This window comes from Psychrobacter nivimaris, from assembly GCF_043419765.1.
In the GTDB taxonomy this organism is placed as follows: Bacteria; Pseudomonadota; Gammaproteobacteria; order Pseudomonadales; family Moraxellaceae; genus Psychrobacter.
Map to the genome: position 1 here is coordinate 309,747 of NZ_JBHOFX010000001.1, position 24,465 is coordinate 334,211.

Here is a 24,465-nt window from a genome sequence, read left to right on the forward strand (position 1 = left end):
AACATTGAGTAGTTAAGCAGCTACTGACAGTTAGCAATCGTTGTGAATAACTACTTAACAACATAAATTGCTAATATCACTACTGAAAGTTGCTCACAAAGCAGGAATAATGCTAACAGTCATTATTTGCATTTAGGCTAATTAAGTAAAAACGGCTAATGATGTAACGGAAAACTTATGACTGTTGGCTATATAGTTACTAACACAATAGTTACTAACACATAAATAATAAACAAGGATAATTATGAACATTTTAATGGTACTAACTTCTCATGACCGTTTAGGCGATACTGGTAAGAAAACTGGCTTTTGGCTAGAAGAATTTGCTGCACCTTACTACGCATTTCTTGACGCCGGTGTAAATGTAACCCTAGCCTCTCCAGCTGGCGGCCAGCCACCACTAGATCCTAGTAGTGACACAGAAGACACGCAAACCAAAGATACCACTCGTTTTAAAGACGATAAAGACGCGCAAGAACATTTGGCTAATACCAAAAAACTTGCTGATATGAACGCTGAAGATTTCGATTCAGTATTCTACCCTGGTGGTCATGGCCCATTGTGGGATTTGGCAGTAGATAAAAACTCTATCAATCTGATCGAGACTTTTGTTAAGCAAGACAAGCCTGTTGCTTTTGTTTGTCATTCTCCTGCAGCGCTTAAAAACGTTAAAGTCGATGGCGAGTACTTAGTAAAAGGCAAAACAGTGACTGGTTTTACTAACTCTGAAGAAGACGCAGTTGGCCTAACAGACGTAGTACCCTTCCTAGTAGAAGACGCACTGAAAGCCAATGGTGGCAACTACGAAAAAGCGGCTGATTGGGAATCATTTGTTGTTGAAGATGGTTTACTAATCACAGGTCAAAACCCTGCATCATCAGAAGAAGCTGCTAAGCGTCTAATGGCGAAGCTGAAAGGTTAGTCAAATCCACTACGCAATAAGGTCGATACCATGATTCGCTTACATCATCTCAATCAATCACGTTCATTACGGACGCTATGGCTTTTAGAAGAGCTAGGCGTACCTTATGAAGTCGTCAGTCATCAGCGCGATGCCAAGACTCATTTAGCACCAGACTCTCTAAAGGCTGTACATCCACTCGGTAAGTCTCCGGTTATCGAAATGGATGGACAGATTTATGCTGAGTCAGGTGCCATCACTGAGCTGTTGATTGAACGGTTTGCGCCCGAGCGTCTGCGCCCTGCTACAGGAAGCTCAGACTATGGCTACTATCTACAGTGGATTGATTTTGCAGAAAGCTCGCTCATGTTGCCATTAATGCTTGAATTATTTACTAACAAAGCAGGCATCAATGACAATGAGTTTTTAAACGGCTATATCGAGACAGAAAAAACCAGATTGTTTAAGTATCTGGATACCTCAGTTGAAGGTAAGTCGTTTATTGTAGGTGATAAGCTAAGCGGTGCCGACTTTATGCTGTCATTTGATTTGATTATTCTTGCTAAGCGTCAGAAACTTGATGCCTATCCGCATATCAAACAGTATGCTGAAAAGCTGGCCGGTCTTGATAGCTATCAGCGTGCGATGCAGCTAGAAGCGAAATACGATGCATCAATTTAGTATTTGATATTCATTGATACCTTGGTATTAGCCAAAATATTATGTATTAACTGACCAATTTTTCGATACACAAAGACAGCTCTGTATAGAGCTGTTTTTTATGCGTATAGTATTTTTTGCTTGTTGCATCGTTTGTTTTAATGTTCGTTAAATTGCATGAGACACTGCTATATCTTTATTCAGCAGCGCCGATGAGTTACGCGGTGATGACAAAAGCGCTATAAAGATTATGATAAAATATGCCCTGCATCTCTTAGGTTATCTTTCCAGTTTGACCAGCATTTATATCAGTAACTCCGCTGTTTTTAAGCTATGAACATTCATCGTACTGACCTGATTTTGCGTCTGGAATCTGTTCTATGCCATTCTATTTCCTTATACAGATTATGGTACGTCCATGAGTAACGAATATCAGTTTAAGCCCCACGAACAACCTATAATGGTAGGCTCTCCTGCCAACCCTGATCATCCTGCACGCCGTAAATTATTTTACTTACTGATTGGAATTTTCGTTGGTCTCACTGCTAGCTTCCAAAACGGTCTACTCGTCGCAAATCTTACTCAAATTCAGGGTCAACTGGGCTTAACGCCAGCTGAAGGTGGCTGGATATCTGTTAGCTATAATATGACTAATGCCTGTATCACCGTTCTGCTGTACAAAATTCGCCAACAATTTGGCATGTCACTGTTTAGTAAAATCACTCTGTTCTTTTTATTAGCCGCCACGAGTTTACAGTGGCTAATAAGTAGTCATCTACTAGATACGCCTAATATTGGAATTGAGCCTTATTACCTAGAGATTGTCGCCAGAGGACTTAGCGGTATGGTCGCAAGTGGCATGACCATTTTAGGGTTATTCTATTGTTTGCAAGGTATGCCAACCGTCAAGCGCACCAGTGGCTTGATATTGGGTTTTGGCTTAGTACAGTTTGGTATTCCATTATCACGAATCATCTCGCCCTATCTCGCCATCGACGGTCAGCTTGAAAACTTATTTTTATTTCAATTTGGCTTGGCACTGATTTGTTTTGGGCTGATTAATATATTGGAGCTACCACCAGGCAATACAGAAAAAGTATTTGAGAAACTCGATTTTTTAAGCTTTGCTTTTTTTGCGAGCGGTTTGGCGGCACTGGCTGTAATTTTGGTGCAAGGTAGGATTTTATGGTGGACGACGCCTTGGCTCGTCTATCCACTGATGATTGCTATTGTTGGGATTGGCATCGCTCTATGGATTGAAACACATCGCAAAAACCCAATGTTACAAGTCCGCTGGATGCGTAGCCGCAATATTATTGCCTTTATGATTACCGGCGCTGTTATGCGAATTTTGCTATCTGAACAAAATGTCGGTGCTGCAGGCCTACTTGCTAATTTGGGTTATGGTAACGATCAGCTGGTTACTTTTTATGCTGTCATAATGGCTGCCAGTGTGCTGGCTTTGGTGATTAGTATTTTTAGTACCAATCCAATGGATTTGCGCCGTCCTGTTATTTTTGCAGTGGCATTGATTGCCTTGGGCTCTTGGATGGACGTTGGGGTCTCTATCAACTCCGCTCCCTATATGTTTTATATTAGCCAGTTTTTGATTGCATTTGCCGCGGTATATTTCATGGGACCTTTGGTTTTCGAAGGATTCTTGCGAGCTATTGCTAGTGGCCCTGCTTATATCATTAGTTTTTCGGTTATCTTTGGTATTTCCCAAACGGTTGGCGGATTGGCAGGTGCAGCGGCTATTCAGGCATTTACGACCATTCGTACACAGGTCCATTATGCAGATATGGTCAGCTCACTGAATTTGGGTGATCCTACGTTTAGCGCTCAAATTGCTGGTACTCGCAGTGTATTATCAAATCAAACGACGGATACAGCGCAAGCGAATGTGGCCGCGATGAGCCAAGTGTTGCAAGGAATTCAACGCCAAGCAACTGTCTCCGCTTATAGCGATCTGTTCTTTTTGATGGCCAGTTTTGCTACTTTCGTTACAGGCATTTTATTGATTAACTATTTTTATAACCGTTACCACAAGCGTAATCCACTTGCTAAAGAACTTGCGGTTATTGCAAAAATGCGTGAGTCAAAATAACTCAGTTTATTCTATTAATAATGTTTCACCCCATTCATTTATAGCCAGTCTATTTTAATATTTATTGAAAATTTAGGAGCACGTCATGAGCCAAGAAAAACCAAATGAGCTTAATCAAACACCTCAGACGTCCACTGGCGCTCCAGCAACAGACACACCTATAGCGTCCGATATAGGTAAAGAAGAGTCTGCTGCAACTTCTTCGCAATCAGTAACTAAGACAGCAGAAGGTGATGTAGAAAACAGTTCAGACAGCAATGAAACACCAATGCCGCCAAAAGAGCCAATCCCCGATACTACTGGTTGGTCGCCCAAGAAAAAATCCTATCTAAACTTAGGCTTATTAATTTTATTGATTGTCATTGGCGTGGCATTGATTTTGTATGCATGGAAGCTCCCACCATTTACCCCAACGGTACAGCAAACCAATAATGCTTTTGTCAAAGGTCAGACGACTATTATTAGCCCGCAGGTTTCTGGTTATGTCACCAAAGTAGCAGTGCAAGACTTCGCCAATGTAAAAGCGGGTGACTTACTCATAAAGATAGACGATCGAACGTTTCAGCAGCAGCTCGAACAAGCGCAAGCGAATACTGAGGTGGCGGTCACCAACCGCTCTACCAACGATCAAGACACACAAACCAGCCAAGCACAAATCGAAGCACGCAAAGCTGACTTATATAGTGCCAAAATCAACGTACAGAGCGCTCGTGAAGATGTAAACCGCTACCAAGGTTTGGATGCTATTGGTGCGGTATCAAAGGCGGAGGTGGCTCATATCAAGGCGCAGTTGGCTCAAGCACAAGCAGGTGTACAGCAAGCAGAGGCTAATTTGCAAGCCGCTCAAGAAAACCGTGAAAAGACTAGCGGCAGTCGCTCATCGCTGGACGCAAATATCAAAAATGCTGAGGCAGGTGTCAAGCAAGCGCAAATCAATCTAGACAATACTATTATCACTGCACCTGAATCTGGCCAGCTAAGCCAAGTCAGTGTCAAAGAAGGTCAATACGTCAGCGCTGGTACGCAGCTCATGTATATCGTGCCAAAAGGCATTTGGATCATTGCAAACTTTAAGGAAACTCAAATAGCCAATATGGCAATCGGTGAGCCTGCGACCATTCATGTCGATGCGCTTGGCGGCGCCAAATTTACGGGTCACGTGAGTAATATCTCGCCAGCGACTGGTAGCGAGTTTAGTGCTGCTGCAGCCAACCCTGCGACAGGTAACTACATAAAAATTGCTCAACGTATTCCTGTACGCATCGACTTAGACCAAAACCAGCCTGAGCTGGCACGCTTACGCCCTGGAATGTCTGTCTCAGTGGATGTCGATACCAATATTAAATGAAAGGTTGAATAAAAATTTAAATAAAAAATAATGTCAGATAAGGTAAATAGCTAACGTAAAAAAGCCACTCCAGATACCAAAGAAATTGGATTTAGAGTGGCTTTTTTAGTTTTCTATAATCTATAGCTTCAAACTATAGCAACTATGGTAATAAGCGTTTGGTTGTCCAGCTTGCATTACCTTCACTGTCATCGCCGCTACTCTGCGTATACACAATTCGGTCATGCATCCGATTGGCTCGACCTTGCCAAAACTCAATACTTTCAATCGTAATTTCATACCCACCCCAAAACTCTGGCGTTGGCACGGTAGTATTGTCAGGATGTGTAGCCTGCAGCTGTTCAAACGTTTGCTCCATGACTTCACGATTGGCCACTTCACCACTTTGCGGTTGACTGACCCAAGCGCCTACTTGACTATCATGGGGACGCTTCTGGAAGTAAGCAGCCGATTTATTAGCATCAATTTTAGCGATACTACCGCTGATACGGACTTGACGCTCCAGCTCATGCCAAAAGAATAACGCTTCGGCATTAGGGTTTTCTGCGATATCCTGCCCCTTCGCGCTTTCATAATTGGTATAAAAGACAATACCCGTCTCAGTAATCTCGCGTAGTAACACAATACGGACGCTAGGCTTATTATCTGTGCCACATGTTGCCAAACTCATGGCATAAGGCTCTTGCACCTTTTGCGCTAGCGCCTCATTCATCCAAGCTTTAAAGAGCTCAAATGGTGACGTTGGTACTGACTGTTGGTCAAGCTCGCCTTTCTCGTATGAGAGGCGTTGGTCGGTAAAGTCCATGCTCATGGCAGTTCCTTATTTGAAAACTATAATGTTGTTGTCTCAAGTACTAGTCATTATCTTAAATACCAGTTGCTATCTTGAATACCACTTATTGCCTCAAATACTATTAGCCTAGTACCGATTTTATAAGATCAGCTAAGTCATTAGCCATTACATCACATTCTATTTCATCATCTGATTCTACCATCACGCGAATCATAGGCTCTGTACCTGACTGACGTATCAACAGACGACCACGACCCTCTAGCGTTGCCTGTGCTTTATCAAAAGCAGCAACCAACGCCTCATGTTTGAATGGATCTTGCATTTGAGACAAACGTACATTGACTAGCTTTTGCGGCAACACTTCAAAACCTTCAACAAGCTCACTTAGCGCACGCTCTCTGGCTTGCATCACTGCTAATACTTGCAAACCAGCAATGATAGCGTCCCCTGTGCGACTTTTGTCTAAGCAAAGAATATGACCAGATGGCTCACCACCCAATATCCAACCATTAGCTTCTAAGTCCTGCATCACATAACGATCACCCACTTTTGCACGGGTAAACTGAATATCTGCATCTTTTAGCGCCAGCTCCAACCCCATGTTACTCATGAGCGTGCCGACAACACCTTCAGCTTTGGTTTTACCTTGAGTAGCAAGTACATATAAGATACCATCGCCGTCGACTAGCTTACCCGTCTCATCAACCATTACGATACGATCGCCATCACCATCAAGTGCAATACCGACATCTGCGTCATACTCAAGCACAGCTTTTTGTAAGCTTTCAGGATGGGTAGAACCACACTCAGCATTGATATTGATGCCGTCTGGCGTATTATTGATGGCAATCACGTTGGCCCCCAACTCGCGCATTACTCTAGGTGCTACGCTATAGCCTGCACCATTGGCACAATCCACTACTACCGTCAGATGACTGAGGTCATATTGATAAGGAAAACTGCCTTTGCAAAACTCAATATAGCGACCTTTAGCATCATCAATACGATTGTTCTTACCTAAATTTGCAGGATCAAGAATAGGCATCATAGCAACGTCACTACCAACGTCGTTCATAATTGCCGTTAATTTATCATTGATTGCAGTTTGCATCTCATCAGTAAGTTTTTTGCCGTCACCTGAGAAAAACTTGATACCATTATCATAATAAGGATTATGCGAGGCTGAGATAACCACACCAGCATCTGCATTAAAGCTACGGGTTAAATGCGCAATCGCTGGGGTTGGCAATGGACCAAGCATATAAACATCAACACCAGCCGCATTAAAACCTGCTTGTAATGCTCCCTCTATCACATAGCCTGACAGACGTGTATCTTTACCAATCACTACACTTGGCTTACGCGTAGGATTTTCATTTTTTTCTATGAGTACAAGCCCAGTGACATAGCCTAGTTTTAAGATAAAGTCCGGTGTAATCGGCAATTCACCAAATTTTCCGCGAATTCCATCAGTGCCAAAATAGCTCATTATATGTTCCTCAAGTCAAAAAAATAAAAGGCCAAGCGTATACGCAGGCAATACTATTGTTGTAATAATCTGTTTCTGTATTTTACAAAAAAAACAGCCAACAATAACAGAGCATTGTTGGCTGTTTGTATCTTAAGCTCGTTGCAGCCTTACGTCTCAGCTAACATCAATACGATGTAAATCTACAAAAGATAAGCATTTTACAGAACGATCTAGTTTACTCGATAGTTCGGTGCTTCTTTAGTGATTTGCACATCATGTACATGCGACTCTTTCATACCCGCTGAGGTTACTTTGATAAACTGCGGATTGGTGCGCATATCTTCGATAGTGGCAGAACCCGTATAACCCATTGATGAACGTAAGCCACCAACCAACTGATTAACGATACCCGCAACTGGTCCTTTATAAGGAACACGGCCTTCAATACCTTCTGGTACTAGCTTCTCTACGCCATCTTTTGCATCTTGGAAGTAGCGATCTGAAGAACCGTTTGATCCTGACATCGCACCCAAACTACCCATACCGCGATACGCTTTATAGTAGCGACCTTGGAACAGCTCAACTTCACCTGGTGCTTCTTCGGTACCAGCCATGAGTGAACCAACCATGATGCATGATGCACCAGCAGCGATTGCTTTTGCCATATCACCTGAGTAGCGGATACCACCGTCAGCAATCAATGGAATGCTGTCTTTTAAAGCACTAGCAACATTATCAATAGCTGATATTTGTGGTACACCGATACCTGCGATAATACGGGTGGTACAGATAGAGCCAGGGCCGATACCTACTTTTACTGCATCAGCACCTGCGTCACGTAAAGCGATTGCAGCCTCACCTGTTGCGATGTTGCCACCAATTACTTGTACATGCGGGTAGTTTTTCTTGATCCAAGATACTTTATCGATCACGCCTTTTGAGTGACCGTGCGCAGTATCAACGACGATAACGTCAACGTCAGCAGCGATTAATGCTTCAACGCGTGCTTGCGTGTCTGCACCAGTACCAACAGCTGCGCCAACACGTAGGCGACCTTGCTCGTCTTTACACGCGTTTGGATTGTTTTCAGCTTTGGCAAAGTCATTAACAGTAATCAAACCACGCAGGCGGAAGTTATCGTCAATAACGATGACTTTTTCGATGCGGTGCTCATGCAACAATCTTTTGATATTTTCGTTGCTTTCACCTTCATGTACAGTTACTAGCTGCTCTTTAGGCGTCATAATCTGGCTAACTGGCAATGACAAATTGGTCTCAAAACGCCAATCTCTATGGGTAACAATACCCACAACGTTATCTGTGCCTTTTTCGACCACAGGCACACCTGAGATATTGTTATCTTGGGTCAAACGCAGCAATTCACCGATCGTCATCTCTGGATGTACAGTGATAGGATCAACGACGGTACCCGCTTCGAATTTTTTGACACGGCGTACTTGTGTGGCCTGCTTTTCGATGTCCATGCTCTTGTGCAAAATACCCATGCCACCAAGCTGTGCCATAGTGATAGCCATTTCAGACTCAGTCACCGTATCCATCGCCGCAGAGATTAACGGAAGATTAAGTGTGATGTTTTTGGTCAAACGAGTAGACAGATCAGCAGTTTTTGGCAGAACTTCAGAATAGGCTGGTAATAATAAAACGTCATCAAAGGTTAAGGCTTCATCGACAATTCGCAACATACAGACCCCTAGTGGTGGTTATTTTGATGGGTAGGAGCTCAGGGTTAAGCGTATCAATCATTGCAGCTGCAAGCACAGTGCCGACTCATCGCCAACCACTCAGTTATCCTATAAAAATAACGCCACATTATAACAAATAAGCGCCTCGCTGACACACTATATTTGTCAGATTATTTTACACAAGTGCGTCTTTATCGATGTCAGTCATGTCTCAAACCATTAATACCTCGCTTTTAAAGCTATTCAAGTTCGCAAAGCTCATCGCTACTCCCAATTTCTAGTCGTCTTTTGTTAACGTAAAGCGCTCTGTAGGTAGATATTTGTTTTGCTGCGCATGCAAATAACCAAGCATTTGCTCCCGTATTTCACAGGCCAGCGTCCATGCTTCTATAGGCCCTACTGATGAAACAGCGCCGCGCAGCTGAATGGTATTTTCGGTCACATCAACCACATACATTTCGGGTTCCGTTTTATTATCCCAAAGCTTATTGTCCTTGACCATCGATATAAACGCCTCTCGGATAGCGTCGATATCTGCGCCATAATCGATATACAAAAACACAGGACAGGTCTGATGAACTTCTGTATGCGACCAATTCTCCACTCGTTCAGTGATTAGCTCACGCATTGGCACGATCAAGCGACGCTCATCCCATGTTTTTAACACTGCATACGTGTAACGCAGGTCTTCAACCGTACTAAAATTACCATCCACTATCACACTATCGCCAATTCGCACTGGCTGCGTCACTGCCACCTGTACACCAGCGATGATATTCCCTAATATTGGCTGTGCCGCAATACCGATAACCACACCTGCAATACCCGCTGAAGTCAGTAACGTCTTGCCAAGGCCTTCCATATTGGCAAATTCACTCAGACCTATCCAGAAACTTCCCAAAATCATCACGAAAATAAAGACACGGCGAAATATCGATACATAAGTACGGCGACGACGTTCTTTATCGAAATGCTCTGCAGCTAGATTCTCAATCTGCATGTCTTGATAGCGATTGGCAAAAAAGTTAATGATACGAATACCCAACCACATAGTACTAAATACCAGTCCAATCCAAATAAGTGGACGAGTAGATGAGGCGACTGCATCTAAATAAGGAAAACCACCAGAAACTAAGGTAAAAACCAGTGAAAAACTGATGGTAAAGGTTAGTGGTACTGTTAGTTTGTTAACCAAATCGGCGACACCATTAGTGCTGCCAACATGCATGCTGTATTTTTCATCATCGATATAATGATTGATGATTTTTCCAGTACCTTTACTCAGTAGCCAACCCATACCCATGGTTAATAAAAAGAACAATATCAGCGCTGAGAATTCCCATAGCGCAATTCCAAAAAACTTTAGCTTTAACCAAGTAGGCAAATAACGCTCGAACTCGGCTGGATGATACTGCTCATAGAGATTATCAATATTGCCTACTGTCTGCGCCGAAAAAACCCAAACAGGGGCTTCATCCCCTACTCGCACTCGCTGCAAATAAATAGGAACACGGCGCTCGCGATAATCAACATAGCCAAGCTGAATAGAGCGTCTAGCAATACCCATGACACTGCTATTATTACCAAGCGGTGGTTCAATTAAGCCATCGGGACGATCTGGCATATCGTCGAATACATAGAGCTCTTTCTCGGATAATAAGAAATCCAGTCGCTTTGTAAGATCAAGCGCACGGCTACGTTGACTTTTTTCATCAATCAAGTTCATGTTTAGCGCGTAAGCGGCCAAATCATACTGCTGTTTCATTAATGCTGATTGAAAAAACTCTAAGGCTGCAAGCGGTGTTTCTAAATTAGGTGGCTCAGATAACGGCGGCAACCCAGCATTTAGTTTATCGAGTATATAGTAGCTCTCACTATATTCTCCGGTCAGTGCCGTATCACCTTGTAGCCTGCCTGCCTGCTCCACTGCGTTACGCTCAGTAGGGTCGAATATCTCTTCAGTGATACCAGAAATGCTGACACTTTCACCTTTAAGCGCATTTACTTGCTGAGCGGCATATTCAGTAAAACTATCAGGCTTACTAGGTGTTTGTTTTTCCGGCTCGCTCGTACTCTGTCCATTTTCATCATTTGCTGCATAAACAGGTGTATAGATCACACTTATAGCAACAATAAAAAAGCCCAACAATACTTGCAGCACATGACTTTTAAAACGACTTTTCTCTACCTCTACTTGATGATTATCATCTGAGCGCAAAACGGCACAATGATTGTTCATAGGATTGTCTTTAAGAGTATTCATGTTTTCAAAGCCATCAGTCTACAAAAGGAAAGTATAAAAAATATATCGGTGCTGCTTTAACCTAATTCAGTAAGCAAAAAAAAGCCAGCCTAAAGCTGACTTAATTTATTACAAGATTTGTAGCTATTTACCTTATAAGCGGCAAAAACTATTTTAAGCGCGGCGCCATGTCGTGCCAGCACGGCTGTCTTCGAGTTCAATACCCGCCTCTTTTAGTTGCTCACGTATCTCATCAGCACGAGCAAAGTTTTTGTTGGCTTTAGACTCTGCACGTTCGATGATTAAATTATCAATAACGGCATCCGTTAGACCATCTTCTGCCTGATCACCAGTCACTGCTTGCAAAAACTGCTGCACTGGCTGCTGTAAAATATTTAATACTTGCGCCAATGCTTTTAGTTGCTGGGCTAATTGCCATGCGGTATCGACGTCTTCCGCTTTGATTGCTTTATTAATATCACGAGCCAATCCAAATAAGACGCTGATAGCCGTCGAGCTATTGAAATCGTCATTCATCGCCTTGACGAAGTCTTGACCAACCGCGCTATTGTAAGCTTCAGCCACTAAATCTTCATTGATTACGATTGACTGTCCTTTTTGTTGCTCAGCCAATTTTAGTGCATTGTATAGTCTGCTTAGGCTATTATGTGCTTCATCTAAGGCGCTATCAGAGAAGTTAACTTGGCTGCGATAATGGCTCGATAATAAGAAAAAACGCACCGTTTCAGGTAAATACTTTGCCATGACATCACGAATAGTAAAAAAGTTGCCCAATGATTTAGACATCTTTTCACCATCGACATTGATAAAACCAACATGCATCCAGTTGCGTGCATACTCACAACCAGTCGCTGCCTCAGACTGCGCGATTTCATTTTCGTGATGCGGGAACTGTAAGTCATGACCACCGCCGTGAATATCAAAGGTACTACCTAAGCACTTAGTCGACATCGCTGAACATTCAATATGCCAGCCTGGACGCCCTTGACCCCATGGTGATGCCCACTGCGGCTCGTCAGGTTTTGCCGCTTTCCATAGTACAAAGTCAAATGGATTGCGTTTATCATTTTCAACTTCGACTCGCGAACCTGCCTGCATATCGTCCAGATTGCGCTTCGATAATTTACCATAACCGTCAAAGCTATCAACAGCATAGTAGACATCACCGTTATCGCCTGCATACGCGTAGTTGCCAGTGACTAACGTCTCAATCATATTCTGCATATCATCGATATGATTGGTTGCACGTGGCTCAGCATTTGGCATCTCACAACCAAGGGCAGTCGCGTCTTCATGCATCGCTTCAATGAAACGCTGCGTCAATGTACCAATCTCTTCACCGTTTTCAGCAGCACGAGCAATGATTTTATCATCGATATCAGTGATATTACGTACGTAATTCACGTCATAACCCAAGCGCGCCAACCAACGAACGGCCATATCAAAACCGACCATCACTCGCGCATGACCAATGTGACAATAGTCATAAACGGTCATGCCGCACACATACATACCAACCTGCCCTGCTTTGAGTGGTACAAACTGACGCTTGCTGCCAGTCAATGAATCGTAAATGGCAAGTTGGGACATCGCATCTGCAAGTGGTGTGGTCATAGTAAAAAAGCCTTGTAACGTAAATAAAATAGAGAAATGTGAAATCTCAGCCGCGGTGTATGAATAAGCCATACCAACGACTGTGACTATAAATCCAGAAAATAAAAAATTCAGACCAAAAAACGTCTTGATATAAAACGTAACCCATTATCTTAGCGAAAATAGGCGTAAAATACTACAATGAGCGTGCAACTAACGCTATTCAATCATAAAAACCGTTAAGGATGTAAAGATGGGCAATCGCTTAAGCAAAATATACACACGTACTGGAGATGACGGCAGCACTGGTATGGCTGATGGCAGCCGCCTTAGTAAAGCGGACGATCTATTTAGCGTCATGGGTGACATCGACGAGCTCAACTCGCATATTGGCTTGGTACGTGCGCAACTAAAACACAATAAAGGGCAATCTATAGAGAAAGAGTTCTCTGAAGCCTTGGTCATCATTCAGCACTTGTTATTCAATATAGGCGGCGAGCTTGCTATGCCAGAGTATGAAGGGGTTAATGCCACTCATATTGAATGGTTAGAGCAGCAAATAGATATGATGAATGCCACATTGCCACCGCTAAAAGACTTTATTTTGCCGACAGGTTCTATATTGGTGAGTCAATTACACGTGGCGCGTAGTGTGTGTCGCCGCGCTGAACGTCAAGCTGTAATATTGCAGCAGCAGCGTCCACAAGCGATTCGCAGTACTGCCGTCAGCTTTATTAATCGCTTATCTGATTGGTTATTTGTCGCTGCACGCTTTTGTACAGACCCAGAAAAAGTCTCTGAGGTATTGTGGGACAGTCAAGCATTGAAAACGTTCACTGACAATCAATAATACAAACTAAGTATTTGACAATAAATATTTAAACCCAAAAACCCCGCGACACGATTGTTGCGGGGTTTTTATTATTCAGCGATAGCAATTCGCTCTACTGGATATCGCTACCTCTTATTACAATGGTAAATTAATAAGTCGCGCTGTTGTCTTCAATGATGACCATATCGATGGTTTCATCTTTAGGTACGGCTTTTGGCGTGGCGGGCTTACTAGGCTCGGCAGCAGCTGCTTGGGTGTTTGCAGTCGAACTGCTCTGACTTTCAGCAGGTTTATTAATAGTTGGCGGCGGCGTAGGTTCAGTTGGGCGAATTGGCTCAACTGGCGTTACGGTTCTTGGCTGACGGATTGGCGCTGTTTGAGTCGTATCGTTGTTCTGTGTTGCACGGCGCTCAGCAGCACGTTGGGCGCGTTGCTCATCCATTGCAGTTTTAAAGACAGAACCTGCCATCACATCTGCAACGACAGTAATCAAAGCAGGCTGACCTGCAATACGCGTACGCACTTGACCGCCTTGAGTACCAACGATGTAAGTGAAAGCGTCATCAACGAGCATATTGTTATTGATACGGATATTGTCTTGCGCTAAACGTGATTGTAAGCTTGGCTGATTATTGGCCGCTTGTACCTGACTGGCTTGATACAAGTCTTCACTTGGTAGCGTCATGCTGACACTTGCTTGACAAGTGGTCATGCCGTTTTCATTGGCTTGTTGCAAGATGGCAGCGTTTTGAACGTCAATAACAACGCCATTGGTTTTTTCGCTAACCACACCATTTGCTAAACTGATTTCAGCATCATTTGCATAATTGGCAGCCAATGACTGTGCTTGTTGATTGAGCGTATTCTTTAGAGCTGACTTAAGGCGATCTTGCACCATAGGATCATCACAACTGATCGCAGGCGCAACACTATTTTCAGCGTCGACAGTCTCTTGTTCTGTTAGCTCTGCCTGCTCAGTAGTGTCTTCTTTATCTGAGCGATCACAGCCTGCAAGCGCCAAACCACATACCAATCCAATCCCAGCAACTTTATGCCACTTGCTCAAACTTATATTTGCTACGCTCATACTAACTCTACTCCCAATTTACAGGTTCGTACCGCCACTGACTGACAGTGTTCAACATTCAAATCGCAACGCTAGCTGCTACAGATATGAAAACCACATCATTATACGGTGTTTAAATCAAATGGTCATTAGTGTAGCCCATGGATATACAAATAGTGCCCCTCATTGTGGAAAAAACCTGCGTTTGGTTGCAAAAACATAACAAACATTCGCAGATTTGGGCTCTAAGAAGTCATATTTAAAAAAGTACGGATTGCATCGCAGTTTTCGTTAGACGCCGTTGATATGACGCTATATGATTGGGCATAAAAATCATCGATGATTGGTGCATATGATAAATTTTAGAGATACGTTATTACTAGGTCATCGAGGCGCACGCGGTGAAGCGTTAGAAAATACCTTTTCAGGCTTTCAATACTCTCAAAACCTCAAGTCAAGAGGCTTAGCAGGCGTAGAGTTTGATATACAACTAAACGCTGACGGTCACTTAATCGTATTCCATGATGACGATCTAGAGCGTATGTGCGGGCGACAATCACGCATTGATCAGTTAAAGCTCACAGAGATTCAATGCCAGTTGCAGTTTGGTCAACCCATTATGACGCTCGCAAGCATAGCGCCTGCGCTTAGTGGATTTAACGTTATTGAGCTTGAGATTAAAACACATAGCCGTACCAATTATGCGGTGTTGATTGCAGCGCTTCGGCAGGCATTTATTGATACACCTTTTGCCAGCTTACCAGTTGTATTGACGAGTTTCGATGTCGAGTTACATAACCGTTTGCAACGTCACAGACTATTATCTCATATGCCTCGCGGCTTACTCATTCGTACGCCAGAAGCGTTGGCAAGCGCGACCAATACCGCATTGCAACTCGGCTGTATTCAACTGGGCATTCATTATCCGCTTTTGACCCAAGCTGTCATCAAGCATAGCCACCGTTATGGATTGCCTGTAAGTGCTTGGACGGTCAATGATATTCCCACCATTGAACAGCTCATAAAATGGGAAACCGATGTCATCATTACGGATTTTCCAAGTCATTTGCTGTTGCCTTAACTGACTTATCCGTACTTTTTTGATATTTAATCATTTTTTTGATAAACGCATTCTTTCCTACATATCCACCCTCCTTGTTACACTTCTCCTTCATGTCTGATAAGTCACTCGTATTTTTGACCAATACATTCTATAATCCATACAAGTTATTGTTATTTAGCAATATTTTTATAGTGTATAAGTGTTCACTTTACACGCATTTTAAGGTACTATGGTGGCTTAAATTAATACCGTTAGGGATATTATATGATTGCAAAAAAAGCACTTGGCTTACCGCTTAAAGGCTTACGTTTCGCTATCAAATCTGGTGACACGCTTGTAAAAACCGCCAGCACTCAAGTAACGCGTTTTAAAACTCGTTTTGATGAGAAAAAAGCGCAAATGGCGCTTGATGAGCAGCCTGTTGCCAAACGCAATTATGCTAAAGCTTCTGAGCAAGCGGATCTTTCTGCGCAAGAGCAAAGCATTGATATGCGCGAGTTTGAATTTACCAAAGCACCGATTAACTGGATTCCGGCGACTATTTTGGTAGCGACGCCGATTGCTGCTGCTATCATTACGCCATGGTACTTGTTCACTCACCAAGTGAGCGCACCTGTTTGGGGTGTATTTGGTGCCTTTATGGTATGGACTGGTATCAGTATTACTGCAGGCTATCATCGTCTAATGGCGCATCGTGCTTATAAAGCGCATCCAATTGTCAGAAACTTTTTATTGCTTGGTTCTACCCTAGCGGTACAGGGTTCTGCGTTTGATTGGGTTTCTGGTCACCGTACTCACCATCGTCATGTAGACGATCGTTTGGATGATCCGTATTCAGCACAGCGTGGGTTCTGGTTCAGTCATATTGGCTGGATGCTACGTAACTACCCTAGCGGCAAGTTCGACTACAAAAACATTCCTGATTTGACTAAAGATAGAGTCTTACAGATTCAGCATAAATACTACGGTCTATGGGTAGTTGCCATGAACGTTGGTATGGTTGCCGCTATCGGTTGGTTGCTTGGTGATGTTTGGGGTACATTGGTTATCGCAGGCCTACTTCGTTTGGTATTGACGCATCACTTTACGTTCTTTATCAACTCGTTCTGTCATATGTTTGGTACACGTCCTTATACAGATACCAATAGTGCTCGTGATAACTTTTTCTTGGCTATCTTTACATGGGGTGAGGGTTATCATAACTACCATCACTTCTTCCAATACGACTATCGTAATGGCGTGAAATGGTGGCAATATGACCCAACCAAATGGTTAATCGCGGGTTTATCAAAACTTGGTTTAACCTCTGAGCTGCGTACTGTTGATGATACGACCATCAAACATGCAGAAGTGCAAATGCAGTTCAAGAAAGCTCAACAACAGATCGATACAGCAGCAGTAAGCGGCCTTGACCTTCCTCATGCGATGAAGAGCTTCCAAGACCGTATTAAGTTTGAATATGATGCCTTTACGCAGACTGTTGAAGAATGGCAAGCGCTAAAAGCAAAAACTATCGAGCTTAAGAAAACAGAGTTTGCTGATCGTTTGCATGAAGTTGACGATAAGTTAAAGCATGATTATGCCAAAATTGAACAGAAAATCCTTGAGCATAACAGCAATCTAAAAACCGCCTTCCGCTCTATTGGCGCGAATGAAAAAGCCGCTTAATTAATCTCTGATTAGTTTTATAATTTTGAAGCTTCTCCATCCCCCTATCCGTCCTAGATAGGGGGATTTTTTTGCTTATACTTTATCGATTATGTCATTTTAGCTACTTCTAATGACCTTATTATCATAATAAATGGTCAAATACCTTGGCTGAACCATTGCTTTCTCTAATCCAAAAACAATAACCATCTCATCCATCATATTCAGTTAATTAAAGAACGGAACTTTGTTTTTTGGTTAGATATTACAAGAGATGGACAGAGTGCAACGATGCCATATAAGAGCTATGCTATAGTGATATTCTCACTTTTATATTTTAATGGAAACGGCCTGTATGCGTTATCAAAACACTTACGTCAACCTAGACACGCGCCTTTATCATGAGCAGCCACCGACACCACTAGACAATCCTCGTGCCGGTCACTTCAATAGTCAAGTTGCACAGCAGTTGGGCTGGGCCGACGATGAGGATCTGATGACCAATTGGGTTGAGATATTGGGCGGTCAATACGTGCCAGCTGATTTCAAACCATTATCGATGGCCTATGCTGGTCACCAGTTTGGACAGTGGGCTGGGCAATTGGGCGACGGACGCGGTTTGCTCATGGCGCAGGTACTCGATAATGATGGACAGCCACAAGACTTGCATCTTAAAGGTGCTGGCTTGACGCCCTATTCACGCATGGGTGATGGGCGCGCAGTCTTACGTAGTACCATTCGCGAGTATTTATGTGGTCATGCATTGACCCAGCTTGGCATCCCCTCGTCTAACGCATTGGGGTTTGTGGTATCTGATACGAGAGTGCGCCGTGAGCGTATCGAAGCAGGTGCAGCGTTGATGCGTGTGGCGGAGAGTCATATTCGTTTAGGTCATGTCGAATGGATTGCCAGCTTTGCCCCTGATGTACTGGGTGAGTTCACCGACTATATGATTGATACTTACTATCCAGAGTGCCGAAATAGCGAAACGCCTGTCTTAGCTTTCTTGACCGCAGTGGTCGAGCGTACGGCCCGTATGATTGCTGATTGGCAATTGATTGGCTTTGCTCATGGTGTGATGAACACAGATAACTTATCTATCACAGGCCGTACTTTGGACTTCGGGCCGTTTGGCTTTATGGAGCGCTTTAATCCTGCATGGATTAATAATCACTCAGACCATACGGGTCGCTATGCTTATCAGAATCAGCCTGCTATCGGGCATTGGAATCTAAATGTCTGGCTGCCACACTTTATGCGCCTAGAAGGCGTCACTCGTGAGACGCTCGCTGATTGCTTAGCACCTTATGAAGCAACCTTTATGCAGCACTATCAGCAAGGTCTGTGCCGTAAGCTTGGCTTACCGCATCAAAGAGAAAGTCTCAGCTTGGCCTTTGAATGGTTGACGCTATTAGAAGACAACTTGCTCGACTATACCAATAGCTTCCGCGCCCTACTCGGTTTGGTCGCACCAGCAGATCATCCTTATGAGCAAAAGCTACTGGCTACCATGACCACTGAATTAAGCGTTGAGGCGCAGCAAGTATGGCAAGACTGGTCAGCACGTTATCTTGCACAGATTGAGCAGCTGCCATTTGAGCAGACAGTTGATGACATGACAACCAACAATCCTGTTTATGTCCTTCGTAATAGCATGGCGCAGCGTGCAATTACTGCCGCAGAGCAAGGTCAGTTTGAAGAAGTTGATCGAGTGTTTCGTTTATTAGCCAATCCTTATAGCGTGCAAGATATCGCTAATGATTTAGATAGCAGTGCGCCTGCGCCTGATACACCGCAGATGCCTATTAGCTGCTCATCTTAGTAGTTGCTTGTCTTAGCACCTTTCAATTCTGTAATATTTTGAAACATTATGAAATTAAGGTTGATATCTAGACGCATTTTTTGGCATTATCAACGAGATAAATAACGAATATCATTTTATTATATTATTCGCATAATTCATTGTTGTTGACTAGGCAGTGAATTAGCAATAATGCTAGAATGAATATTTTAGCTAGTTTGCTTTTTTGACCTGATCTTTGATCGTCGACCATGATTCTGATGGTCGTGAGTCGTTTAACGTTTTTATACCTTTCAATTATTATCATTCAATGATTTTTGGAGGGTTAGACGTTGTTTTTTATCACCATTTAATTTATTCCAATTTATTCCAACCATGGCAATTATTATGAATGACGATACCACTTCGAATACGGATAACCTCAGTACAGAAAAAGAGCAGTTTGAACAAGCTGCCTTACATTACCATGAGTTTCCACGCCCAGGTAAAATTTCGGTAACCCCTACTAAGCAGCTAGCCAACCAACGTGATTTAGCACTCGCCTACTCTCCAGGCGTTGCTGTACCTTGTCTTGAGATCCAAAGAGATCCAAAACTTGCGTCTAAATACACTGCACGTAACAACCTAGTTGGTGTTATCACTAACGGTACTGCTGTATTGGGTCTGGGTAATATCGGTCCATTGGCATCGAAGCCAGTCATGGAAGGTAAAGGCGTTCTATTTAAGAAGTTCGCAGGTATCGACGTTTTTGATATTGAAATTGCTCAAAACGATCCAGATAAATTCATCGAAGCGGTTGCCTCGCTTGAGCCTACCTTTGGTGGTATCAACCTAGAAGACATCAAAGCACCAGAATGTTTCAAAATTGAGCGCGTACTACGTGAGCGCATGAACATTCCTGTGTTCCATGATGACCAACATGGTACGTCAATCATCGTTGCCGCAGCCATGCTAAATGCTTTGTTGATTACTGGCAAAAAAATCGAAGAGATTAAAATTGTTTGTTCAGGCGCAGGCGCAGCAGCCATTTCTTGCCTAGATATTATTTGCGCACTTGGCGTTAATAAGAACAACATTATTGTTTCAGACTCACGCGGTATCATCAATACTAGCCGTGAAAACCTTGATGAAACTAAACAGCGTTATGCTCGTGATATCACGGCTACTTCTATCGAAGAAGTCATGGACGATGTCGATATGTTCCTAGGCTTATCAATGCCAGGTACATTATCAGAAGATATGGTTCGCCGTATGGCAAAAGACCCTATCGTCTTTGCACTTGCCAACCCTACACCTGAAATCATGCCAGAATTGGCCCATGCGGTACGTCCAGACGTCATCATGGCAACGGGTCGTTCAGACTATCCAAACCAAGTAAACAACGCGCTATGCTTCCCGTATATCTTCCGCGGTGCATTGGATGTTGGTGCAACCACTGTTAACGAAGAGATGAAAGTGGCTTGCGTAAAAGCAATCGCTGCGATGGCACATGTTGAAGCCACTCCAACTACCAGTGCTAGAAACATCGAAAAGATGCAGAGCTTTGGTCGTGACTACTTAATCCCAGGCCCTCTAGAGCCAAATCTAATCATTGAGATCGCGTCAGCTGTGGCCAAAGCAGCGATGGATTCAGGCGTTGCCACGCTACCGATCGATGACATGCAAGCCTATCGTCAGCGTCTGTCTGAGTTTGTTTATAACTCAGCGTTTGTGATGAAGCCAATCTTTGCTCGTGCTAAAGCCGATCCAAAACGTATCGTGTACTGTGAAGGTGAAGACAACAACATCTTGCTTGCTGTACAAGTGGTCGTTGATGAGAAGTTAGCACAACCTATCTTGGTTGGTCGCCCTTCAGTTATCGAAGCCAATATCAAAAAACTGGGCCTACGTCTAAAAGCTGGTGAGAATATTACCATCGTCAACGTTGATGACGATCCTCGCTACAAAGACTACTGGCAGGGTTACTACGAGAAGAACAAACGCCGCGGTGTAAGCATTGAGCTTGCTCGTCGTGATGTTCGCCGTAAGACGACTTTGATTGGTTCTTTGCTGGTTGAAAATGGTGCGGCAGATGGCATGGTATGTGGTACCTTTGGCCATTACCAATTGCATCTAAAATACGTTGAAAGCGTCATTGGCAAAAAACAAGGTATGAACGACTTCTATGCGATGAATGCGGTACTCATGCAAGATCGTAATATCTTTATCGCTGATACTTATGTCCATGAAGACCCAACAGCTGAACAATTGGCTGAAATGACTGTCTTGGCAACGGATCAGCTACGTCGCTTTGGTATTACGCCACGCGTCGCGCTAGTGTCTCATTCTAACTTTGGTGCTTCAGATCGTGCCAGCGCTGTCAAAATGCGCAAGGTTCATGAACTATTAACAAATATGAATGTCGACTTTGAGTTTGAAGGCGAAATGCAAGGTGATGCCGCGCTTAACGAAAATATTCGTCTAAACGATATGCCATCAAGCCCATTGAAAGGTGCAGCGAACTTGCTTATCTTGCCAACCCTTGATGCCTCAAACATCGCTTTCAACCTGCTTAAAACAGCGACTGGCAGTGCTTCTATTGGCCCTATCCTATTAGGTACTAATAAGCCGGTACACATTTTGACGCCATCAGCGACAGCGCGTGGTATCGTTAATATGACTGCATTGACCGTCACTGAAGCGCAAGACCTAGAAAACGAAAAATAGTCATATACCATACACAGTATGAATGCACTATAGTCAGTTCAATATAATTTGGATACAAGGAAGCCGAGTGAAAGTACTACAAATAGTAGACTGAGCGAGGCTGACACCCTACCCAATTTATAGAAGATTGACTATATTAAGAAGGGCTCTGTCATCCATTGACAGAGCCCTTCTGCTATACTAAAACCAGTCAATGCAACTTATAGAGCATTGGCTGTTTTTTTGATTTATAAAAATTGGGCTAGCAATATAAAGCTCGATAATAAGAAGAGGCTTCTATGCAAATTTACCTCGTAGGCGGTGCTGTACGCGATCGACTGCTCAAGCGTCCTATCAAGGACAAGGACTTTGTCGTCGTTGGCGCTACTGTGGCAGAGATGATTGATGCAGGGTTTCAACAAGTGGGCGCTGACTTTCCTGTGTTTTTGCATCCGACCACTCATGAAGAATATGCATTGGCACGTACAGAGCGCAAGCAAGGCTCAGGCTACAAAGGTTTTAGCGTACATGCCAGTCCTGATGTTAGTCTAGAGGATGATTTGCGCAGGCGTGATTTAACCATCAACGCGATGGCAATCGAAGTTACTAGCTTAACCGATGATACCCCGATTGACGGACAAGTCATCGACTACTATGGCGGCCTACAAGACTTAAAAAGTAAGACATTGCGTCATGTATCCAGTGCTTTTAGCGAAGACCCATTACGTGTACTTCGGACAGTGCGCTTCTATAGCCGTTACTACGATTTGGGATTTACCATCGCGGATGACACTTTAACGCTGATGCGTCAATTGGTCGATACAGGAGAGCTGGCTCACTTGAGTGCCGAGCGTATCTGGCAAGAGTCGAGCCGTGCGACTATGCAACTATCACCGCAAGTCTATTGGCAAAAACTGTTTGAAATTGGTGCCCTCACAGAGTATTTCGCGCCTTTGCATCATGCTTGGGACAATGTCCAAATAAGAGAAACAGTGCAGACAGCGTTATACTTTGCAGGACAGATGCATTTAAATTTATCACAGCGTTGGGCGCTACTAATGACTAGCCTGTCTTCATCATTATTTAATAGCGAAAACTCTGAGTCTACCTCTAACGTATCAACCGCTATAAAAAATATTAACGCTATCGGTAATAAAGCCAAAGTCCCAAAAGCACATACTCAGTTCGCAACTTTATTCGCTCAGCAAGCTGAAAAACTAAGCACAATAAACAGTCTAAATGCGGCTGAAAAAATCGATCTAATCCAAGCCTGCGGTGCGCATAAGGAGCCTGATAAGCTCTCTCAATTGCTAGTGTGCAGTCATGTGTTACAGCTGGCAACACAGCATCGCCAAATGATGCTAGCACTAAATAGCTTTCACGCCATCGGTATGACTGACATTGCGCCAGACCTTAAAGGCCCCGCTATAGGTGCAGCCTTACGCCAAAGCAGGATTGAACACTTGCAAGCACAACAATGATATAGACAAGCACACTAGAGAAAAAAGTAGTATTGCTATGAACCAAGAACTTAATACCTGCCAAACAGAAAATATGAATAACCAAGCGCCAGTGATGCTTGTCACAGGTAGTGCTAGGCGTATTGGGGCGGCTATTGTTAAAGCAGCTCATAGGCAAGATTACCGCGTCATCATTCATTGTCACCGTAGTGAACAAGATGCTAATGACTTAGCTGATGATCTGAACGACATCCGTACTAATAGTGCAAAAGTTATCGTTGCTGATTTAACGATAGTTAATGATGGTATGGCTTTAGACAGCTTTGTTAAAAATATCGTAGAGGCGTTTGGACAGCTTGATGTACTGGTGCATAATGCTTCGCGGTTTTATCCTAGCCCACTCGGTAGTATCAATCATGCACAGTGGGATGAGTTGCTTTTGACCAATGCAAAGGCCCCTTTATTATTGAGCCAAGCTCTACTACCTTATCTAAAGCAACAACAAGGCTGTATTGTCAGCTTATTGGACATACACGCGCATGATAGACCGTTTAACAACTATACTGTCTATAACATGGCAAAGGCTGCGCATCGAATGATGGTACAGTCGCTAGCGTTAGAGATGGCGCCAGAAGTACGGGTCAACGGAGTTGCTCCTGGGGTCAACATTTTACCTGACCCTACTAGCGACCAAGCTATTGACAATGAGCAACAAAAAAGTATCATCGACGCTATTCCTATGCGGCGTATAGGCCAACCTGATGAGATTGCTCATAGCGTACTGTATCTTGTGCAGGCAAATTATGTCACAGGAGAGATCATCACCGTGGATGGAGGTCGTAGTCTAACCATAGCTGGTGGTCACCTGTAATACAAAAATATGGCTCAATAAAAAATATCTTGATTACTGCCTATCTTTTACTTGAAAAATTAAAAAAATCAGGTATCATTGTGCGTCTAACGTTAGGGCCCATAGCTCAGTTGGTTAGAGCAGAGGACTCATAATCCTTTGGTCGTAGGTTCAAGTCCTACTGGGCCCACCATATATTGAATCAGGCTTGTTCGCAGAGAT

Annotated in this window: 17 protein-coding genes and 1 tRNA gene; 12 read left to right on the top strand and 6 right to left on the bottom strand. The window is 43.4% G+C overall.

Translation table 11 applies throughout. The features are described 5' to 3' along the window. Positions 1–244 precede the first annotated feature (244 nt). From ACHEVO_RS01160 to ACHEVO_RS01175, 4 genes are all read left to right on the top strand, one after another. Positions 245–922 carry a type 1 glutamine amidotransferase domain-containing protein gene (locus tag ACHEVO_RS01160; protein WP_057760524.1) on the top strand — a complete coding sequence of 226 codons (678 nt, stop codon included), beginning with the start codon at positions 245–247 and terminating at the stop codon, positions 920–922. A 30-nt stretch (positions 923–952) separates the two neighbouring features. Next, a complete protein-coding gene (locus ACHEVO_RS01165) occupies positions 953–1,582 on the top strand; it encodes a glutathione S-transferase family protein (protein WP_394123590.1) in 630 nt (209 codons plus the stop codon). Between the two features lie 397 nt (positions 1,583–1,979). After that, positions 1,980–3,668 (top strand): MFS transporter, encoded by a 1,689-nt coding sequence (locus tag ACHEVO_RS01170; RefSeq protein ID WP_394123591.1) that lies wholly within the window; start codon positions 1,980–1,982, stop codon positions 3,666–3,668. A gap of 85 nt (positions 3,669–3,753) precedes the next feature. After that, on the top strand, positions 3,754–5,016 hold the full coding sequence (locus tag ACHEVO_RS01175) for an HlyD family secretion protein (RefSeq protein ID WP_394123592.1): 1,263 nt from the start codon (positions 3,754–3,756) through the stop codon (positions 5,014–5,016). A 142-nt stretch (positions 5,017–5,158) separates the two neighbouring features. On the opposite strand, the gene pdxH is transcribed toward ACHEVO_RS01175, so the two are convergent. From pdxH to cysS, 5 genes are all read right to left on the bottom strand, one after another. Then, positions 5,159–5,821, bottom strand: a complete 663-nt coding sequence (gene pdxH / locus ACHEVO_RS01180; protein WP_394123908.1) for a pyridoxamine 5'-phosphate oxidase — start codon at positions 5,819–5,821, stop codon at positions 5,159–5,161. A gap of 109 nt (positions 5,822–5,930) precedes the next feature. Next, positions 5,931–7,298, bottom strand: coding sequence for a phosphoglucosamine mutase (gene glmM, locus ACHEVO_RS01185; RefSeq protein WP_394123593.1), 1,368 nt, complete (start codon positions 7,296–7,298; stop codon positions 5,931–5,933). A 212-nt stretch (positions 7,299–7,510) separates the two neighbouring features. Next, positions 7,511–8,983 (bottom strand): IMP dehydrogenase, encoded by a 1,473-nt coding sequence (gene guaB, locus ACHEVO_RS01190; protein WP_057760534.1) that lies wholly within the window; start codon positions 8,981–8,983, stop codon positions 7,511–7,513. Between the two features lie 277 nt (positions 8,984–9,260). Continuing rightward, on the bottom strand, positions 9,261–11,246 hold the full coding sequence (locus ACHEVO_RS01195) for a mechanosensitive ion channel family protein (RefSeq protein ID WP_394123594.1): 1,986 nt from the start codon (positions 11,244–11,246) through the stop codon (positions 9,261–9,263). A 153-nt stretch (positions 11,247–11,399) separates the two neighbouring features. Continuing rightward, entirely contained in the window at positions 11,400–12,860 is a 1,461-nt protein-coding gene (gene cysS / locus ACHEVO_RS01200) for a cysteine--tRNA ligase (RefSeq protein ID WP_394123909.1), read from the bottom strand. Positions 12,861–13,092: 232 nt separating this feature from the next. On the opposite strand from cysS, the gene ACHEVO_RS01205 reads away from it, so the two are divergent. Then, a complete protein-coding gene (locus tag ACHEVO_RS01205) occupies positions 13,093–13,689 on the top strand; it encodes a cob(I)yrinic acid a,c-diamide adenosyltransferase (protein WP_394123595.1) in 597 nt (198 codons plus the stop codon). A 130-nt stretch (positions 13,690–13,819) separates the two neighbouring features. On the opposite strand, the gene ACHEVO_RS01210 is transcribed toward ACHEVO_RS01205, so the two are convergent. Next, positions 13,820–14,758, bottom strand: a complete 939-nt coding sequence (locus ACHEVO_RS01210; RefSeq protein WP_394123596.1) for a hypothetical protein — start codon at positions 14,756–14,758, stop codon at positions 13,820–13,822. Between the two features lie 331 nt (positions 14,759–15,089). Here ACHEVO_RS01210 and ACHEVO_RS01215 point away from each other — a divergent pair, with 331 nt between their 5' ends. The 7 genes from ACHEVO_RS01215 to ACHEVO_RS01245 all read left to right on the top strand — a co-directional run bounded on the left by ACHEVO_RS01215 (position 15,090) and on the right by ACHEVO_RS01245 (position 24,436). Further along, positions 15,090–15,818: a glycerophosphodiester phosphodiesterase gene (locus ACHEVO_RS01215; protein WP_394123597.1), complete on the top strand. Its 729-nt coding sequence runs from the start codon at positions 15,090–15,092 to the stop codon at positions 15,816–15,818. A gap of 471 nt (positions 15,819–16,289) precedes the next feature. Next, positions 16,290–17,468, top strand: coding sequence for an acyl-CoA desaturase (locus tag ACHEVO_RS01220; RefSeq protein ID WP_394123910.1), 1,179 nt, complete (start codon positions 16,290–16,292; stop codon positions 17,466–17,468). A 334-nt stretch (positions 17,469–17,802) separates the two neighbouring features. Next, positions 17,803–19,269, top strand: coding sequence for a protein adenylyltransferase SelO (locus ACHEVO_RS01225; protein ID WP_394123598.1), 1,467 nt, complete (start codon positions 17,803–17,805; stop codon positions 19,267–19,269). Between the two features lie 366 nt (positions 19,270–19,635). Continuing rightward, positions 19,636–21,954, top strand: coding sequence for an NADP-dependent malic enzyme (locus tag ACHEVO_RS01230; protein WP_057760550.1), 2,319 nt, complete (start codon positions 19,636–19,638; stop codon positions 21,952–21,954). A gap of 278 nt (positions 21,955–22,232) precedes the next feature. Continuing rightward, positions 22,233–23,414 carry a tRNA nucleotidyltransferase gene (locus ACHEVO_RS01235; protein WP_394123599.1) on the top strand — a complete coding sequence of 394 codons (1,182 nt, stop codon included), beginning with the start codon at positions 22,233–22,235 and terminating at the stop codon, positions 23,412–23,414. Positions 23,415–23,451: 37 nt separating this feature from the next. Then, positions 23,452–24,264 (top strand): pteridine reductase, encoded by an 813-nt coding sequence (locus ACHEVO_RS01240; protein WP_394123600.1) that lies wholly within the window; start codon positions 23,452–23,454, stop codon positions 24,262–24,264. Positions 24,265–24,359: 95 nt separating this feature from the next. Next, positions 24,360–24,436: transfer RNA gene (locus ACHEVO_RS01245), tRNA-Ile, on the top strand. Positions 24,437–24,465: the final 29 nt, after the last annotated feature.

Coding starts and splice junctions, on each gene's coding strand:
- ACHEVO_RS01160 (WP_057760524.1), top strand. CDS start 245: ATGAACATTTTAATGGTACTAACTTCTCATGACCGTTTAGGCGATACT.
- ACHEVO_RS01165 (WP_394123590.1), top strand. CDS start 953: ATGATTCGCTTACATCATCTCAATCAATCACGTTCATTACGGACGCTA.
- ACHEVO_RS01170 (WP_394123591.1), top strand. CDS start 1,980: ATGAGTAACGAATATCAGTTTAAGCCCCACGAACAACCTATAATGGTA.
- ACHEVO_RS01175 (WP_394123592.1), top strand. CDS start 3,754: ATGAGCCAAGAAAAACCAAATGAGCTTAATCAAACACCTCAGACGTCC.
- pdxH (WP_394123908.1), bottom strand. CDS start 5,821: ATGGACTTTACCGACCAACGCCTCTCATACGAGAAAGGCGAGCTTGAC.
- glmM (WP_394123593.1), bottom strand. CDS start 7,298: ATGAGCTATTTTGGCACTGATGGAATTCGCGGAAAATTTGGTGAATTG.
- guaB (WP_057760534.1), bottom strand. CDS start 8,983: ATGTTGCGAATTGTCGATGAAGCCTTAACCTTTGATGACGTTTTATTA.
- ACHEVO_RS01195 (WP_394123594.1), bottom strand. CDS start 11,246: ATGAATACTCTTAAAGACAATCCTATGAACAATCATTGTGCCGTTTTG.
- cysS (WP_394123909.1), bottom strand. CDS start 12,860: ATGACCACACCACTTGCAGATGCGATGTCCCAACTTGCCATTTACGAT.
- ACHEVO_RS01205 (WP_394123595.1), top strand. CDS start 13,093: ATGGGCAATCGCTTAAGCAAAATATACACACGTACTGGAGATGACGGC.
- ACHEVO_RS01210 (WP_394123596.1), bottom strand. CDS start 14,758: ATGAGCGTAGCAAATATAAGTTTGAGCAAGTGGCATAAAGTTGCTGGG.
- ACHEVO_RS01215 (WP_394123597.1), top strand. CDS start 15,090: ATGATAAATTTTAGAGATACGTTATTACTAGGTCATCGAGGCGCACGC.
- ACHEVO_RS01220 (WP_394123910.1), top strand. CDS start 16,290: ATGCGCGAGTTTGAATTTACCAAAGCACCGATTAACTGGATTCCGGCG.
- ACHEVO_RS01225 (WP_394123598.1), top strand. CDS start 17,803: ATGCGTTATCAAAACACTTACGTCAACCTAGACACGCGCCTTTATCAT.
- ACHEVO_RS01230 (WP_057760550.1), top strand. CDS start 19,636: ATGAATGACGATACCACTTCGAATACGGATAACCTCAGTACAGAAAAA.
- ACHEVO_RS01235 (WP_394123599.1), top strand. CDS start 22,233: ATGCAAATTTACCTCGTAGGCGGTGCTGTACGCGATCGACTGCTCAAG.
- ACHEVO_RS01240 (WP_394123600.1), top strand. CDS start 23,452: ATGAACCAAGAACTTAATACCTGCCAAACAGAAAATATGAATAACCAA.